Source organism: Pseudomonas hydrolytica, from assembly GCF_021495345.1.
GTDB lineage: Bacteria > Pseudomonadota > Gammaproteobacteria > Pseudomonadales > Pseudomonadaceae > Aquipseudomonas > Aquipseudomonas hydrolytica.
In genome coordinates this window covers 309,105-325,379 of sequence record NZ_CP099397.1, presented here as the reverse complement: position 1 = coordinate 325,379, position 16,275 = coordinate 309,105, and the positions used below count along the sequence as shown (strand labels likewise).

The following is a 16,275-nucleotide window of genomic DNA, read 5'->3' as shown; positions in this document are numbered from 1 at the left end:
CCCCTGGTGTCAGGACGGCGTTACCGCCAGCAGCGGCTGGCGCTGACCGAACACCAGGAAACGCGCCAGCTCGGCCAGCGGCACGGCCTTGCTGATCAGGTAGCCCTGAACCTGATCGCAACCGAACTGGCGCAGCATGTCCAGTTGCTCGATGTTTTCCACCCCTTCGGCCACCACTTCCAGATTGAGGTTGTGCGCCAGGTTGATCATCGCCCGCACCAACTGGCGATTCTCGGCGCGCGCGCCCATGCCGCCGACGAAACTGCGATCGATCTTCAACAGGGTGATGGGCAGGCTGTTGAGATGGACGAAGGAAGAGAAGCCGGTGCCGAAGTCGTCCAGCGAAAAACGCACGCCCAGCCGCCCCAGGGCCAGCATGGTCTGCTGCACCTGATCGCTGCGCCGCATCACCGCGGTCTCGGTCAGTTCGAACTCCAGCCACTGCGCATCCACCCCGCGCTCCTCGATCAGGCGGCTGAGGGTCGGCAGCAGCTGACTGTCCTGGAACTGGCGGAACGACAGGTTGATCGCCATGTGCAGGGCCGGCAGGCCACGCCCGCGCAGCCACTGCATGTCGCGCAGGGCGCGGGAGATGACCCAGTAGCCGAGCGGCACGATCAGCCCCGTTTCCTCGGCCAGCGGCACGAATTCGTTGGGCGAGAGCAGGCCTCGCTCGCCGTGCTGCCAGCGCACCAGCGCCTCCAGGCCGACGATGCGCCCGCTCTGCAGGCACAGGCGCGGTTGATAATGCAGCTCCAGTTCGTCGCGGCGCAGGGCGCGGCGCAGCTCGCCTTCCAGATCGGCCTGACTGCGCGCACTGCGGTTGAGGCGCTCGTCGTAGACATGGAACACGCAGCCCTGCTGACTCTTGGCCTGCTGCATGGCGATGTGCGCGTGCCACAGCAAGGGATCGGCCCCCTCGCCCGCACGGGCATGGGCCAGGCCCAGGCTGCAACCGATCAGCAGGCTCTCGCCATCGACCCAGTAGGGCTCGGCCAGCACCTCGGTGATGCGCTCGGCCAGGCTCTCGACCCGCAGCGGATCGCGGCGCACATCGAGCAGCAGGGCGAATTCGTCGCTGCCCAGGCGGGCGATCTGATCGCAGGGCTGCAGCAGGCTCTTCAGGCGCGCCACCACCTGCAGGATCAGGCGATCACCAGCCTGATAGCCGAGGGCGTCGTTGGCGTGGCGGAAGTTGTCCAGATCGAGATGGCCGAGCACCAGGCCGCGACCGTTGCATTCGGCCAGGCGCGCGGCGAGCAGGGTCTGGAAACCCTGACGGTTGGCGATGCCGGTCAGCGGGTCCTGCTCGGCCAGGCGCTGCAGGGTCTGACGCAGATTGCCCTGCTCGCGCACGTAGCGCAGGCAGCGGCGCAGCACGTCGAGGTTGAGGCTGCCGCGCACCAGCCAGTCACTGACGCCGCTGGGCTCTTCGACGGGTTCCTCGTCGAGCAGCAGGACGATCGGCAAGGGGCATTGATGAGGGTCGGGAAGGCGATCGGCGGTGGTCAGCAACAAGCCGCTGGCGTGGTCGTCGAACAGCGTGCTGGCAGCCGCCCAGACGGCGCCGTGATCAGCGGAGATGGGCTGCCCAGGGCGCTGAGTTGCTCGCGCAACAATTCGGCCCAATCGGACGTATCCGCCAGCAGGACTAACCGCGAGGGTTCGACGAGCGTGGACAAGCAACCTCCCCCAACAACACTGAAGTGATGGCGAATCGCGTCGCCTGAGCGCGTCGTAATCGACGTCTAATCAACCACATCCGTGTGAAAGGTAGAGCACATCCTGAGGTATAGCCAAAAAACCGGCAAGTGCCACCAGAGTACTGCAATCGGCTGAATAACCAAGCGCGCCGCCCATCAAATACGTGCACCAGGCCACAGTTCCGGACGGTCGCGGCACAAGCGGCCAGGCCTGTTAAAATGCGCGGCCTTTTCCCAGTGATCGATCCCATGTCCCGACTGAATCCCCGGCAACAAGAGGCCGTGAACTACGTCGGCGGCCCACTTCTGGTGCTCGCCGGTGCAGGCTCCGGCAAGACCAGCGTGATCACCCGCAAGATTGCCCATCTGGTGCAGAACTGCGGCATCCAGGCGCGACACATCGTCGCCATGACCTTCACCAACAAGGCCGCGCGCGAGATGAAGGAGCGCGTCGGCACCCTGCTGCGCGGCAGCGAGGCGCGCGGGCTGACCGTGTCCACCTTCCACAACCTGGGCATGAACATCATCCGCAAGGAGTACGCGCGCCTGGGCTACAAGCCCGGTTTCTCGATCTTCGACGACGGCGACATCAAGGCGCTGCTCACCGACATCATGCAGAAGGAATACGCCGGCGACGACGGGGCCGACGAGGTGAAGAACCTCATCGACAGCTGGAAGAACGACCTGATCCTGCCCGACGAGGCGCTGGCCAAGGCGCGCGGGCCCAAGGAGCAGACCGCGGCCATCGTCTACCTGCACTACCAGCGCACGCTCAAGGCGTACAACGCGGTGGACTTCAACGACCTTATCCTGCTGCCGGTCAAGCTCTTCCAGGAGCACCCCGACATCCTCGAGAAGTGGCAGAACCGCATCCGCTACCTGCTGGTGGACGAATACCAGGACACCAACGCCAGCCAGTACCTGCTGGTGAAGATGCTGGTGGGCATGCGCAACCAGTTCACCGTGGTCGGTGACGACGACCAGTCGATCTACGCCTGGCGCGGCGCGCGCCCGGAAAACCTGATGCTGCTCAAAGAGGACTATCCGTCGCTGAAGGTGGTGATGCTGGAGCAGAACTACCGCTCCACCAGCCGCATCCTCAAGTGCGCCAACATCCTCATCGCCAACAACCCCCACGTGTTCGAGAAGCAGCTGTGGTCGGAGATGGGCCATGGCGACGAGATTCGCGTGATCCGCACGCGCAACGAGGAGGCCGAGTGCGAGCGGGTGGCGCTGGAAATCCTCACCGAGCACCTGCGCACCCAGCGCCCCTACAGCGACTTCGCCATCCTCTACCGCGGCAACTACCAGGCCAAGCTGATGGAGCTGAAGCTGCAGCACCACCAGATTCCCTATCGCCTCTCCGGGGGCACCAGCTTCTTCGCCCGCCAGGAGGTGAAGGACCTGATGAGCTACTTCCGCCTGCTGGTCAACCCGGACGACGACAACGCCTTCCTGCGCGTGATCAACGTGCCGCGCCGCGAGATCGGCTCGACCACCCTGGAAAAGCTCGGCAACTATGCCAGCGAGCGCAAGATCAGCATGTACGCCGCGGCTGGCGAGATCGGCCTCGGCGAACACCTCGACGCGCGCTTCACCGAGCGCCTGCAGCGCTTCACCCGCTGGATGGACCGCGTGCGCCAGGAGTGCGCGCAGAACGACCCGATCGCCGCCATCCGCAGCATGGTCATGGACATCGATTACGAGAACTGGCTGCGGCAGAACGCCTCCAGCGACAAGGTGGCCGACGCGCGCATGGGCAACGTCTGGTTCCTCGTCGACGCGCTGAAGAACACCCTGGAGCGCGACGAAGACGGCGACATGACCATCGAGGACGCCATCGGCAAACTGGTGCTGCGCGACATGCTCGAGCGCCAGCAGGAGGAGGAAGAAGGCGCCGAGGGCGTGCAGATGATGACCATGCACGCCTCCAAGGGCCTGGAGTTCCCCTCGGTGTACATCATCGGCTTCGAGGAGGAGATCCTCCCGCACCGCTCCAGCATCGAGGCCGACACCATCGAGGAAGAGCGGCGCCTGGCCTATGTCGGCATCACCCGCGCCAAACGCAACCTGACCCTGACCTTCGCCGCCAAGCGCAAGCAGTACGGCGAGGTGATCGACTGCTCGCCGAGCCGTTTCCTCGACGAGCTGCCGCCGGAAGATCTGGTGTGGGAAGGCCTGGAGGAAGCGCCGGTGGAAGTGAAGGCCGCGCGCGGCAACGACGCCCTGGCCAACATGCGCGCGCTACTCAAGCGCTGAAACCGGCTCTTGCTGTCTGGTGGGCCAAAGCGGATCGCCACCCGGCCCACCCTACCGCGCTGGTGTATGGTCGCTGGTCGGTGGGCTTCGGCCCACCACTCCAATGCCGCTGGCACCCTCGTCGTATTTGCCAGTCAGAAGAAGACATCGTTCAGAAACAGGGGCTGGAACCATGCGCACATTCACGCTCGACATTGATGCCCTGACTCGACTGATCAACGGCCGCGAACAGCAGGAAAACTGGCTGGATCTGGAAAGCGGCAAGGTCCTGACCCTGCCTGCAGAAGACCAGTACAGCGAGGAGCGCCAGCAAGTGGAACTCGAGCCGGATCGCTATACGCGCATACCCAACCTCGACGTGCCGCAGCGCGTGGCCATGCGCGAGTCCTTCCTGTTCACCCTCGACGATGTGCATGCCCATCCCCTGCTCAGTGCCGCGCTGACCGGCCGCAAGCCGCTGCGCTCGTTCGACTACGAGATCGAGGCCTTTCCGGCGCTGCGTGAGCAATGGCAGGCCTTCGAGCTCAAGCAACTGCGCGAATTTGCGCTCAACTGGCTCTACGAACTGGGCCTGGAGCCAGCGCCGGACAAGCTGCCCCTGGATACGCGCGGCATTCCCAAGGACATCCTGCGCCGTCTGACCAAGAGCGCCTGACCGGGTCCCGCCGGCCCGGATAACCTGTCCGACCGATCAGATGCCTACGACTGTCGGGCAGCCTTAGGTATCACTACACATTGCCGGGCGTTTTGAGCGAAAATCCGCCGCTTTCAGCCGGCCGGGGAAGCGCCATGGAATCCTTGAAACAGAAGATACTCAGCGAAGGCATCGTCCTTTCCGATCAGGTGCTGAAGGTCGACGCCTTCCTCAACCACCAGATCGATCCGGCGCTGATGCAGCAGATCGGTCACGAGTTCGCCCAGCGCTTCGCCGGCCAGGGCATCACCAAGATCGTCACCATCGAGGCCTCCGGCATCGCCCCGGCGGTGATGGCCGGCCTCGAGCTGGGCATCCCGGTGATCTTCGCGCGCAAGTTCCAGTCGCTGACGCTCAAGGACGACCTGCTGATCTCCAAGGTGTTCTCCTTCACCAAACAGACCGAAAGCACCATCGCCATTTCCGCCCGTCACCTGACCGCTGCCGACAAGGTGCTGGTGATCGACGACTTCCTCGCCAACGGTCACGCCGCCAAGGCGCTGATCGACCTGATCCAGCAGGCCGGCGCCCAGGTGGCCGGCATCGGCATCGTCATCGAGAAATCCTTCCAGGAAGGCCGCAACCTGCTGGAGAGCGAAGGCTACCGCGTCGAGTCGCTGGCCCGGGTCGCGGCGCTGGAAAACGGCCAGGTACGTTTTCTCGACTGAGCGCCTGTCGATGCACATCGCTGCCCCGGCGCTCAGCATGACCAGGGCAGCCAAGCAAGCCTACGCCGAGGCGGTGGCCTGCAGGCCCGCCAGCAACAGCCGCTGGTAGAGGGTTTCGCGCACGCCGTCCGGCGCCTCCAGGCCCATGCGCCGCAGATGTTCGGCATAGGCGAGCGGCTCAGGCGCATCGAGCGTGGCCTTGCCCAGCTCGAGCGCCTCGCTCAGGTGCAGCTTGCTCTTGAGCCAGCCCAGCGCGCGCACCAGATCGGCCTCCACGCTGCTGAAATCACTGCCCAGCGGGTACTCGGGAAACAGCGCGGGAAAGTCCGCACGCACCTTGTCCAGCCGCTCCGGCAGGTTGTTGCTGAAGCGCGCATCCAGGCGGAAATCGGCCGCCAGCTTGCCCGCCTGCTGGGCCTGGGCGATCAGCTCGGGCTGGAAGCGCGAGTCGCTGATGGCGAGCAGCGCCTCGATCACCTGGGCATCGGTCTTGCCGCGCAGATCAGCGATGCCGTATTCGGTCACCACCATGTCGCGCAGGTGCCGCGGAATGGTGGCGTGGCCATAGTCCCAGACGATGTTGGAACTGACCTGGCCGCCGGACTCGCGCCAGCTGCGCAGCAGCAGGATGGAGCGCGCGCCCTCCAGCGCATGAGCCTGGGCGACGAAGTTGTACTGACCACCCACGCCGCTGAGCACCCGGCCGTCCTCGAGCTGGTCGGCGACGCCCGCACCGAGCAGGGTCATGGTGAAGACCGTATTGATGAAGCGCGCGTCGCGGCGCTGCAGGCGCTTGAGCTCTTCCTGGCCGTACAGCTCGTTGATGTAGCGGATACCGGTCATGGCGAAGCGCTGTCGCGCGGCGTCATCCAGTTCGCGCAGGCGGCTATAGAAGGCCCCCGGGCCGAGAAAGAAGCCGCCGTGCAGCACCACGCCGCCCTGCGCCGCGCCCAGGTAGGGCGCCAGACAGACCTGGGTCTGCGGATCGCTCAGATCCGCCACGGTTCGGCTGCCATCCGGCAGATACAGCCAGCCTTCCTCCAGTTGCAGGTCGCCCTGCAGCAACCCGCTGCCAGACAGCCAGCCAAGATCGCCAGGCTGCAGCCGCGCCGGCAACCCGGCATCGGCCAGCGCCTGCACGCTGTGCGGGCGCCCCGAGGCATCCAGCGCGCCCGCCAGGGCCAGGCGTTGCAGACGCAGGTCCGGATAGACCGCACGCCGCAGCAGGCCGGCCTCGGCCAATGCCAGCAAACCGTTGACGAACATCTCGCTGCAGCCGTATAGCCCCTGTTCGAGCGGCGCCAGGCCACCGTTGGCGGCGATTTCCCCGGCCCAGCCCTCGCCGCCGCGCAACGCCTGCAGCACCGCACGGTAGCGGGCATTGTCGGCTTGCCTGGCGATCAGCGCCGCCGCCAGGGCGTCGCCCATCGCACCGATGCCGATCTGCAGCGTGCCGCCGTCGCGCACCAGGGTGCTGGCGAACAGGCCGATGCAATGATCCTGGGTCGTCACCGGCATGTTCGGCGTGGAGAACAGCGTGGTCCGCTCGTCCTCGACGATGTGGATGTCGAAGGTGTCGCGCGGCAGCTGGGCGTCGCCTGCCATGTAGGGCAGGTCGTGGTGAATCTGGGCGACGCTGAGCACCTTCTCGCCAGCGGCGCGGCGGCGCTGCAGCAACGGCAGCAGGTCGAGGGTCACGTCCGGGTTGCAGCTCAGGCTGAAATGCTCCGGCCGCTGGTCATCGCCAGCCACCAGCTGGGCCACCAGGTTCAGACCCTTGGCATTGAGGTCGCGGGCGACGTGGCTGTAATTGCTGCTGATGTAGTCCTGCTGCGCCGGCTCGCAGTCGAGCAGACTGCCGGGCTGGAAGAAGAACTGCTCCACGCGCACGTTGGCCGGCAGGCTGTCGGCGTGCAGGTCGGCGAGAAAGTCCAGCTCGGGATAGTCGCCGTAGACCCGCGCGACGAAGGGGTCGAGCAGACGCCGCTGCAGCTCCTGCCCGGCCCGCGGCCGCCCCAGGCACAGCGCGGTGTAGATCGTCAGCTGCCGCTCGGGCATCTCGCGCACCCGCGCGTACAGGGCATTGACCCAGCGATTGGGCTTGCCCAGACCAAGCGGCAGACCGAGATGGATCGGCCCATCCAGCTCGCTGAGCACATGATCGACGGCTTGTTCGAGGGTACAGCTGTGCGGCATCTGGCGCTCCTCGCGGCATCCTTGACGAATGATGCTTGGACTGCCTGGCTACCAGCATGGTTGCATGCCATCGCCTTAAGAGCCTGCTCACGATCTGCTGCGCGTCGGCCCTACTGCGTTAAGAACAGGCTGGAGCGCCAGCCCGGTCGGAAGCCGCTTGCGGCTAACGCACTTTAGTGCGGCCCCGGAGGGGCGAGCGAAGCGAGTACTGCTCATTTACAGCTCGTAAAGTCGAGCGCGACTCCGGGCGTTCCTCGCCTATTTGATTCGCTGGCGCTCTCCCTTCGGGCCAGCCTTCGGCTGTTACTCCCGTGGGTCGTTGCGCCTTGTATGGCTCTAGCTCGCGAGCTCGTGAGCAGGCTCTAAACGAAAAAACCGCCCAGAGGGCGGTTTTTTCAGCGAAGCGTCGGGTCTTACAGACCGGACATCTTCTTGATCGCGTCGCGCAGTTCGTCTTCCGAGCAATCGGCGCAGGTGCCTTTCGGCGGCATGGCGTTGATGCCGGAGATGGCAGCGGCAAGGATGCCGTCGAGGCCGCCCTGATGGTCGGCACGCTCTTTCCAGGCAGCGGTGTCGCCGATCTTCGGCGCGCCCAGCACGCCGGCGGCATGGCAGGCGTTGCAGTGCTTGGCGATGATGTCGTCGGTGCTGCGTGCGCCGCCAGCGGCCACGGCAACGGCGCCGACGCCCTTGCATTCTTCACCCATGATGCACACTTCGCCCACCGGCTTGAGGCGCTCGGCGATGGCTTCATCGGTCGTGGCCTGAGCAGTCACTGCCCACAGGGCCAATACGGCAGCCGGTACTGCCAGCATTTTCTTCATCAGATTCACGGTACACCCTCTTCGTGGCTAGTCACGCCCGCGGCCACGGATTCGCGAGCGGGCGACAGTATAACGGCAAGCCGCCCCGGCCGAAACAACCCATATTGTCGCAGGGTTATTGATCAGAAGTTCGCTGGCGTGGTGGCACTGATCAAGCGTGCCGGCTCGTCGAACGGGTTGCGAAAGCGATGCGGCTTGCTGCTCTCGAAGTAGTAGCTGTCGCCCGGCTCGAGCACGAACACCTCGCTGCCGACGGTCAGCTCCAGCTTGCCTTCGACCAGCATGCCCGCCTCTTCGCCCTCATGGGCATACATCTCGTCGCCGGTATCGGCACCTGCCGGATAGGTCTCGTCAAGGAAGGCGATGGCACGGCTCGGATGCGCCTTGCCGATCAGCTTCATGGTGATGGCGCCACTGCAGATATCGGTGAGTTCGGAGGCCCGGTAGACCACCTGGGTCTGGTTCTCCTGCTCCAGATCGAGGGAGAAGAACTCCACCAGCGACATGGGAATGCCACCGAGCACCTTCTTCAGCGAACTGATCGAGGGGCTTACGCTGTTCTTCTCGATCATCGAGATGGTGCTGTTGGTGACGCCCGCCCGCTTGGCGAGTTCACGCTGGGAAAGGCCTTTGAGCTTACGGATCGATTGCAGTCGAACGCCGACGTCCAATGCTGGTGTCCCCCTTGGGATTGATGCGGAAAAGTGTCCGTATCATGGCATAGCGTTCGGAATTTACAACACTGGCGTTCACGCTCGCCCACAGCCGCCAATCTCAGCCCCCGAGATAGAGCAGCGGAGCCCGGCGCAGGTTGCAGAAGATCTGGTAGGGAATGCTGCCCGCAGCCATCGCCACGTCGCTAGCCAGCACCTGCTTGCCCCAGAGCTCCACGCGGCTGCCCAAGCCGGCCTGCGGCAGGTCGGTCAGATCCACGGTGAGCATGTCCATCGATACCCGACCGATCAGCCGGGTGAGCTGGCCATCCACCGCCACTGGCGTGCCGGTCGGGGCGTGACGCGGGTAGCCGTCGGCATAGCCCATGGCGACCACGCCGACACGGGTCGGCCGCTCGCTGACGAAGCGCGCACCATAGCCCACCGGCTCGCCGGCCGGCAGTTCGCGCACGCTGATGACCTTGGACTCCAGGGTCATCACCGGCTGCAGGCGCGCCGCCTGCTCCTGGGCCTGCTCGAAGGGGGTGGCGCCGTACAGCATGATGCCGGGGCGTACCCAGTCGCTCGGCACCGCAGGCCAGCCGAGCACGGCCGGCGAGTTGCGCAGGCTGACCTCGGCGGCCAGGCCCTGGCGGGCCTGCTGGAATACCGCCAGTTGCTCGACGGTGCGCTCGCACTCGGGCTCGTCGGCCCGGGCAAAGTGGCTCATCAGCACGATCTTGCCGACCTTGCCGCTGGCCAGCAGACGGCGATAGGCCTCCTGGTACTCGGCTGGGTGCAGGCCGACGCGGTGCATGCCGGAATCCAGCTTGAGCCAGAGGGTCAGCGGCCTGCTCAGGCGAGCCTGCTCGATGGCCTCGATCTGCCACTGCGCATGCACCACGCACCAGAGTTCGTGCTGGTCGATCAGCGCCAGCTCGTCCGCCTCGAAGAAGCCTTCGAGCAGCAGGATCGGCGCATGGATGCCGGCCTCGCGCAGGGCCAGGGCCTCTTCGATGCAGGCCGCGGCGAAGCCGTCCGCCTCACTCTGCAGAGCCTGGGCGCAGCGTACCGCGCCATGACCGTAGGCGTCGGCCTTGACCACGGCCAGGGCGCGGGCGCCGCTCAGTTCGCGGGCCAGTTGGTAGTTGTGACGCAGCGCGTCGAGGTCGATCAGGGCACGGGCAGGGCGCATGGTTCGCGGTCTCTCGATACTTCGCTGAAGGGCGATGTTTGGCGTAGCCAGTCAAAAAAATGCCCGGCGGGACAGCCGGGCGAAAAGCCAACACAAAAAATAGTCCGGAACGACTTTTGGCGTCGCTCCGGTGGGCGCTCACCTTACAGGGCAGCCACCACCATCATTTCCACCAGCACCTCGGGCTTGTACATCTTCGCCTCGACGCAGGCACGTGCCGGCGCGGCACCCTCGGCGATCCAGGCGTCGTACTCGACGTTGAGGCCGTCGTAATGAGCGTCCATGTCCTTGAGGTAGATGGTCACGGAAAGAATCTTGCTCTTGTCGCTGCCGGCCTCGGCCAGCATGCGATCGATATTGGCCAGGGTCTCGCGGGTCTGCTGGCGGATGTCGCCGCTGTAGTCGTCGGCGAGCTGGCCGGCGAGGTAGACGGTGCCGTTGTGGATTACCACTTCGCTGTAGCGCTTTTCCACATGCAGGCGCTGGATCGACATAGGGTAAAGCTCCTTCGATTACGGGACGCGCAGCCTATCAGGTGCGCAGCGGCTGCGGCGCGGCCTCGAGTTCGCGGTTCTTGCCCGAGTAGCGCGAGATATCCAGGCCCTCGGCGCTGATCTGCGGGCGCTTGCTGCCGATCAGATCGGCCAGCAGGCGGCCCGAGCCGCAGGCCATGGTCCAGCCCAGGGTGCCGTGGCCGGTGTTGAGGAACAGGTTGCGGTAGGCAGTGGCACCGACGATCGGCGTACCGTCCGGGGTGGCCGGGCGCAGACCGGTCCAGAACTCGGCCTGGCTCAGGTCGCCGCCCTGCGGGTACAGATCGGCAGTGATCATTTCCAGGGTTTCGCGACGACGCGGGTTGAGCGACAGATCGAAACCGGCGATCTCGGCCATGCCGCCGACACGGATGCGGTTGTCGAAACGGGTGATCGCCACCTTGTAGGTCTCGTCGAGGATGGTCGAGGTCGGCGCCATCTCGGCGTTGGTGATCGGCACGGTCAGCGAGTAGCCCTTGAGCGGATACACCGGCGCGCGCACGCCCAGCGGCTTGAGCAGCTGCGGGCTGTAGCTGCCGAGGGCGAGCACGTAGCGGTCGGCGGTTTCCAGCTTGCCGTCGATCCACACGCCATTGAGGCGGTCGCCCACGGCGTCCAGACGCTGGATGTTCTGCCCGAAGCGGAACTCGACGCCGAGCGCCTTGGCCATGTCCGCCAGCTTGGTGGTGAACATCTGGCAGTCGCCGGTCTGATCGTTGGGCAGGCGCAGGGCACCGGCCAGCTTGTGCTTGACCCCGGCCAGGGCCGGTTCGACGCGGGCGATGGCGTCACGGTCGAGCAGCTCGAAGGGCACGCCGGAGGCTTCCAGCACGGCGATGTCCTTGGCGGCAGCGTCGACCTGGGCCTGGGTGCGGAACAGCTGGGTGGTGCCGAGCTGGCGACCTTCATAGGCGATACCGGTTTCGGCACGCAGCTCGTCGAGGCAGTCGCGGCTGTACTCGGACAGACGCACCATGCGCTCCTTGTTCACCGCATAGCGGGCGGCGGTGCAGTTGCGCAGCATCTGCGCCATCCACAGGTACTGATCGACATCGCCGGTGGCCTTGATCGCCAGCGGCGCATGCTTCTGCAGCAGCCACTTGATGGCCTTCAGCGGCACACCCGGAGCGGCCCAGGGCGAAGCGTAACCGGGCGACACCTGGCCGGCATTGGCGAAGCTGGTTTCCAGGGCCGGGCCGTTCTGGCGATCGACCACCACTACCTCATGGCCCTGCCGGGCCAGGTAGTACGCACTGGCGGTACCGATGACACCACTGCCGAGAACCAGAACACGCATGCTTTTCTCCCCGCCGCGCCTTGAGGCACGGACGTTACGAACCAGGGTTGTTGATGCGCGCAGTATAGGGAGAGCCGTGCAGTGCTTTTCACCATATACACAGCTATATTTGGCGAGAATTCTTGGCAAAAAGCCGTTTTGCAGAGGCGGATTCCCCATGAGAACCCAGCATCAAAGCCGTCGTGAACTGGACAAGATCGACCGCAACATCCTCCGCATCCTGCAGGAGGACGGGCGCATCAGCTTTACCGAACTGGGCGAGCGCGTGGGCCTGTCCACCACGCCCTGCACCGAGCGCGTACGCCGCCTGGAGCGCGAAGGCATCATCATGGGCTACCACGCCCGCCTCAACCCGCAGCAGCTCAAGGCCAACCTGCTGGTGTTCGTCGAGATCAGCCTGGACTACAAGTCCGGCGACACCTTCGAGGAATTCCGCCGCGCCGTACTCAAGCTGCCGCACGTGCTGGAATGCCACCTGGTGTCCGGCGACTTCGACTACCTGGTGAAGGCGCGCATCAACGAGATGGCCAGCTACCGCAAGCTGCTCGGCGACATCCTGCTCAAGCTGCCGCACGTGCGCGAGTCGAAGAGCTACATCGTCATGGAAGAGGTGAAGGAGTCGCTGGCGCTGCCAGTGCCGGATTGAGCCGCCTCAGCCCGCCAGCTGGCGGCGCAATTCGGCCAGCACCGGCGCGGTGTTCGGGCGCACGCCGCGCCATAGCTCGAAGGCTTCGGCGGCCTGCTCGACCAGCATGCCGAGGCCATCCAGGCAGCGCGCCGCGCCCTGATCAAAGGCCCAGCGGTTGAAGGCGGTGGGCTCCTTGCCATACATCATGTCGTAGCAAAGCGTATGGCCCGGCTGGATCAGGCTCGGTGCGATCGGCGGCAGTTCGCCGCCGAGGCTGGCCGAGGTGCCGTTGACGATCAGGTCCACCGGCGCGTCGAGCCAGTCGAAACCGGCAGCGACCAGCGGGCCGAGGTCGGCGAATTCGCGCACCAGCTGCTCGGCCTTGGCCACGGTGCGGTTGGCGATCACCAGTACGGCCGGCTTCTGCGCCAGGAAGGGTTCGAGCACGCCGCGCACCGCGCCGCCGGCGCCGAGCACGAGGATGCGCTTGCCGGTCAGGGCGAAGCCGGCATTGTCCTGCAGGTCGCGGGTCAATCCGGCACCATCGGTGTTGTCACCGAGCAGGCGGCCGCCTTCCAGTTTCTTCAGGGTGTTCACCGCGCCGGCGCGACGGGCGCGCTCGCTCAGCTCGTCGGCCAGGCGAAAGGCCTCTTCCTTGAACGGTACGGTGACGTTGGCGCCCAGCCCCTCGGCGAAGAAGGCGCGCGCGTCACCGATGAAATCGTCCAGCGGCGCCAGCCGCGCTTCGTAGGTCAGCGCCTGGCCGGTCTGCTCGGCGAACAGACGGTGGATCAGCGGCGATTTGCTGTGGCCGATGGGGTTGCCGAAGACGCAGTAGCGGTCCATGGATGATCCTTGAAGGAAGTTGCCGGCTTTTCTCGTAGGGTGCTCCATGCGCACCGGATACTCTCTGGCGCGCGCAGCGCACCCTACGCAGGTTGCGTGGCCCGGAATCAGGCCCCCGAAAGCCAGTCACGATCAGTCAGAAAATACTCGGTCAGGCGCGCTTCCTCGCTGCCCGGTTCGGGCTTCCAGTCGTAGCCCCAACGTACCATCGGCGGCAGCGACATCAGAATCGACTCGGTACGCCCGCCGGACTGCAGGCCGAACAGGGTGCCGCGGTCGAACACCAGATTGAACTCGACATAGCGACCGCGGCGGAACGCCTGAAACTCGCGCTCGCGCTCACCGAAGGGAGTCAGCTTGCGGCGCTGGACGATCGGCAGGTAGGCCTGGATGTAGGCGTCGCCGATCGCGCGCATGAAGGCGAAGCAGGTGTCGAAGTCCCATTCGTTGAGATCGTCGAAGAACAACCCGCCGATGCCGCGCGGCTCGCCGCGGTGCTTGAGGTGGAAGTAGCGGTCGCACCAGGCCTTGAATTTCGGATAGACCTCGGCGCCAAAGGGCGCGCAGGCATCGAAGGCCACCTGATGCCAGTAGCGGCAATCGTCCTCGTTGGCGTAGTAGGGGGTCAGGTCGAACCCACCGCCGAACCACCACACCGGCTCCTCGCCTTCCTTCTCCGCGCTGAAGAAGCGCACGTTGGCGTGCGAGGTGGGCACGTAGGGATTCTCCGGATGGATCACCAGCGACACGCCGAGGGCCTGGAAGCCGCGGCCGGCAAGTTCGGGGCGATGGGCACTGGCCGAGGGCGGCAGGCTGTCACCGAACACGTGGGAGAAGTTGACCCCGCCCTTTTCGATCAGCGCGCCGTTCTCGATCACCCGCGTGCGGCCGCCGCCGCCAGCCGGACGCTGCCAGGCGTCCTCACGGAACAGGGCCTGGCCGTCCTCGGCCTCGAGGGCGGCGCAGATGCGATCTTGCAGGTCGAGCAGATAGGCCTTCACGGCCTCGGTACGGTCAGTCACGGCGGCACCTTGAGCGGGAGCGAATCGAAATCGGCGGGCAGCATAGCACTCACGGACGCGCCTTCGCAGTTGACGGCGGTCGATCAGGGCGTTTGGATAGACCCTTTCGCCGCCCCTCGGCGGCTCAAGCAGAAGGAATCCCAGATGGCCAAGCGTATCCAGTTCAGCCAGCACGGCGGCAGCGAGGTGCTGGAGTACCGCGACTATCAGCCGGCGGCCCCCGGCCCGCGCGAAGTGCGGGTGGCCAACCGCGCCATCGGCCTGAATTTCATCGACACCTATTTCCGCAGCGGTCTGTATGCCCCGCCGGCACTGCCCTCCAGCCTGGGTACCGAAGGCGCTGGCGTGGTCGAGGCGGTGGGCAGCGAGGTGCGCAACTTCGCCGTCGGCGACCGCGTGGCCTATGCCACCGGCCCGCTCGGCGCCTACAGCGAGCTGCACGTGCTGCCGGCGGACAAGCTGGTCAGACTGCCGGAGGCCATCAGCTTCGAGCAGGCCGCGGCGGTGATGCTCAAGGGCCTGACCGTGCAGTACTTGCTGCGCCAGACCTATGAGCTCAAGGGCGGCGAGACCATTCTGTTCCATGCCGCGGCGGGCGGCGTCGGCTCCTTCGCCTGCCAGTGGGCGCGGGCGCTGGGGGTCAATCTGATCGGCACGGTCAGTTCGGCCGAGAAGGCGGCGCGGGCAAAAGAGCAGGGCGCCTGGGCGACCATCGACTACAGCCATGAGAACGTCGTGCAGCGCGTGCTGGAGCTGACCGACGGCAAGAAGTGCCCGGTGGTCTACGACGGCGTCGGCAAGGACACCTGGGAAACCTCGCTGGACTGCGTGGCGCCGCGCGGCCTGCTGGTCAGCTTCGGCAACGCCTCCGGTGCGGTGACCGGGGTCAACCTGGGCATCCTGGCGCAGAAGGGCTCGCTGTACGTCACCCGGCCGACCCTGGCCGGCTACGCCGATACCCCCGAGCGTCTGCAGACCATGGCCGACGAGCTGTTCGGCATGATCGCCGGCGGCCAGCTGCAGGTGGAGATCAGCAACCGTTACGCGCTGAAGGACGCCGCCGCCGCGCAGGACGCGCTGAGCGCCCGGCAGACCACCGGCTCGACCATTCTGCTGCCGTGAACCGGGCCTGCGTACCCTACGGCAGGTAAATCATCCTGCGCAGCGCAGGATCAGGACGGGCGAATCACATCGCCCGTGCGCAGGTCGCGAATCAGGCTGGGGTTCTTGCGCCCGCCCAGGGCGCCGCCCAGCACCTTGTCCAGTTGGCGTGGGAAATACTGCTCGACGCGCAGCCGCGAGCGCGCCGCGGGGCGGCCTGCCGGATTGGCCGAGGTGGAAATCAGCGGTCCGGTGAGCCGGCAGAGGGCACGTACCAGCGGATGATCACTGACGCGCAGGGCCACACTGTCGTGCACGCCGGTGATCCATGCGGGCAGACGGTCCTGATGCGGCACCAGCCAGGTGTTCGGCCCCGGCCAACTGGCTGCCAGGCGCTCCTGCCAGATCTCCGGCAGATCATCGAGGAGAAAGTCGAACTGCTCGATGTCGTCGGCCACCAGAATCAGGCCCTTGTGCACGGGCCGCTCCTTGAGAGCCAGCAGGCGGTCCACGGCGACTTCGTTCCAGGGGTCGCAGCCCAGACCCCAGACCGCTTCGGTGGGGTAGGCGATCACGCCGCCTTCACACACCACCCGCGCCGCTTGCTGTACCTGCCAGTTGCTGGCCATTGGGTTGTCTCCCGCCACTCGAATGGG

General features: G+C 65.9%; 14 protein-coding genes and 1 pseudogene. 5 read left to right on the top strand and 10 right to left on the bottom strand.

Annotated elements, in window-relative coordinates:
- Nucleotides 1–9 precede the first annotated feature (9 nt).
- Nucleotides 10–1,682 (bottom strand): annotated as a pseudogene (locus tag L1F06_RS01560) (putative bifunctional diguanylate cyclase/phosphodiesterase).
- A 270-nt stretch (nt 1,683–1,952) separates the two neighbouring features.
- Here L1F06_RS01560 and rep point away from each other — a divergent pair.
- From rep to L1F06_RS01545, 3 genes are all read left to right on the top strand, one after another.
- Nucleotides 1,953–3,962, top strand: a complete 2,010-nt coding sequence (gene rep, locus L1F06_RS01555) for a DNA helicase Rep (protein WP_129482024.1) — start codon at nt 1,953–1,955, stop codon at nt 3,960–3,962.
- 172 nt (nt 3,963–4,134) lie between these two features.
- On the top strand, nt 4,135–4,617 hold the full coding sequence (locus L1F06_RS01550; protein ID WP_003242354.1) for a UPF0158 family protein: 483 nt from the start codon (nt 4,135–4,137) through the stop codon (nt 4,615–4,617).
- Nucleotides 4,618–4,751: 134 nt separating this feature from the next.
- Nucleotides 4,752–5,324, top strand: a complete 573-nt coding sequence (locus L1F06_RS01545; RefSeq protein ID WP_003242352.1) for a xanthine phosphoribosyltransferase — start codon at nt 4,752–4,754, stop codon at nt 5,322–5,324.
- A 60-nt stretch (nt 5,325–5,384) separates the two neighbouring features.
- On the opposite strand, the gene L1F06_RS01540 is transcribed toward L1F06_RS01545, so the two are convergent.
- The 6 genes from L1F06_RS01540 to dadA all read right to left on the bottom strand — a co-directional run bounded on the left by L1F06_RS01540 (nt 5,385) and on the right by dadA (nt 12,022).
- Nucleotides 5,385–7,520 (bottom strand): acetyl-CoA hydrolase/transferase C-terminal domain-containing protein, encoded by a 2,136-nt coding sequence (locus L1F06_RS01540; RefSeq protein WP_129482025.1) that lies wholly within the window; start codon nt 7,518–7,520, stop codon nt 5,385–5,387.
- A gap of 413 nt (nt 7,521–7,933) precedes the next feature.
- A complete protein-coding gene (locus tag L1F06_RS01535) occupies nt 7,934–8,353 on the bottom strand; it encodes a c-type cytochrome (protein ID WP_003242347.1) in 420 nt (139 codons plus the stop codon).
- Between the two features lie 113 nt (nt 8,354–8,466).
- Nucleotides 8,467–9,015, bottom strand: a complete 549-nt coding sequence (locus L1F06_RS01530; protein ID WP_003242346.1) for a cupin domain-containing protein — start codon at nt 9,013–9,015, stop codon at nt 8,467–8,469.
- Between the two features lie 103 nt (nt 9,016–9,118).
- Nucleotides 9,119–10,192 carry an alanine racemase gene (alr, locus tag L1F06_RS01525; protein ID WP_129482026.1) on the bottom strand — a complete coding sequence of 358 codons (1,074 nt, stop codon included), beginning with the start codon at nt 10,190–10,192 and terminating at the stop codon, nt 9,119–9,121.
- A 143-nt stretch (nt 10,193–10,335) separates the two neighbouring features.
- A complete protein-coding gene (locus tag L1F06_RS01520) occupies nt 10,336–10,686 on the bottom strand; it encodes a RidA family protein (protein WP_129482027.1) in 351 nt (116 codons plus the stop codon).
- 37 nt (nt 10,687–10,723) lie between these two features.
- The gene (gene dadA, locus L1F06_RS01515) at nt 10,724–12,022 is read right to left on the bottom strand and encodes a D-amino acid dehydrogenase (protein WP_003242341.1); all 1,299 of its coding nucleotides are present in this window, start codon (nt 12,020–12,022) and stop codon (nt 10,724–10,726) included.
- A gap of 157 nt (nt 12,023–12,179) precedes the next feature.
- On the opposite strand from dadA, the gene dadR reads away from it, so the two are divergent.
- Nucleotides 12,180–12,668 (top strand): transcriptional regulator DadR, encoded by a 489-nt coding sequence (dadR, locus tag L1F06_RS01510; protein ID WP_011920545.1) that lies wholly within the window; start codon nt 12,180–12,182, stop codon nt 12,666–12,668.
- 6 nt (nt 12,669–12,674) lie between these two features.
- Here dadR and aroE read toward each other — a convergent pair whose 3' ends face one another.
- Nucleotides 12,675–13,496, bottom strand: a complete 822-nt coding sequence (aroE, locus tag L1F06_RS01505; RefSeq protein ID WP_129482028.1) for a shikimate dehydrogenase — start codon at nt 13,494–13,496, stop codon at nt 12,675–12,677.
- A gap of 107 nt (nt 13,497–13,603) precedes the next feature.
- Nucleotides 13,604–14,518, bottom strand: a complete 915-nt coding sequence (gene hemF, locus L1F06_RS01500; RefSeq protein WP_003242335.1) for an oxygen-dependent coproporphyrinogen oxidase — start codon at nt 14,516–14,518, stop codon at nt 13,604–13,606.
- A 144-nt stretch (nt 14,519–14,662) separates the two neighbouring features.
- Here hemF and L1F06_RS01495 point away from each other — a divergent pair, with 144 nt between their 5' ends.
- Nucleotides 14,663–15,640, top strand: coding sequence for an NADPH:quinone reductase (locus L1F06_RS01495; protein WP_003242333.1), 978 nt, complete (start codon nt 14,663–14,665; stop codon nt 15,638–15,640).
- Nucleotides 15,641–15,690: 50 nt separating this feature from the next.
- Here L1F06_RS01495 and tsaC read toward each other — a convergent pair whose 3' ends face one another.
- Nucleotides 15,691–16,248, bottom strand: coding sequence for an L-threonylcarbamoyladenylate synthase type 1 TsaC (gene tsaC / locus L1F06_RS01490; protein ID WP_129482029.1), 558 nt, complete (start codon nt 16,246–16,248; stop codon nt 15,691–15,693).
- Between the last annotated feature and the right edge of the window lie 27 nt (nt 16,249–16,275).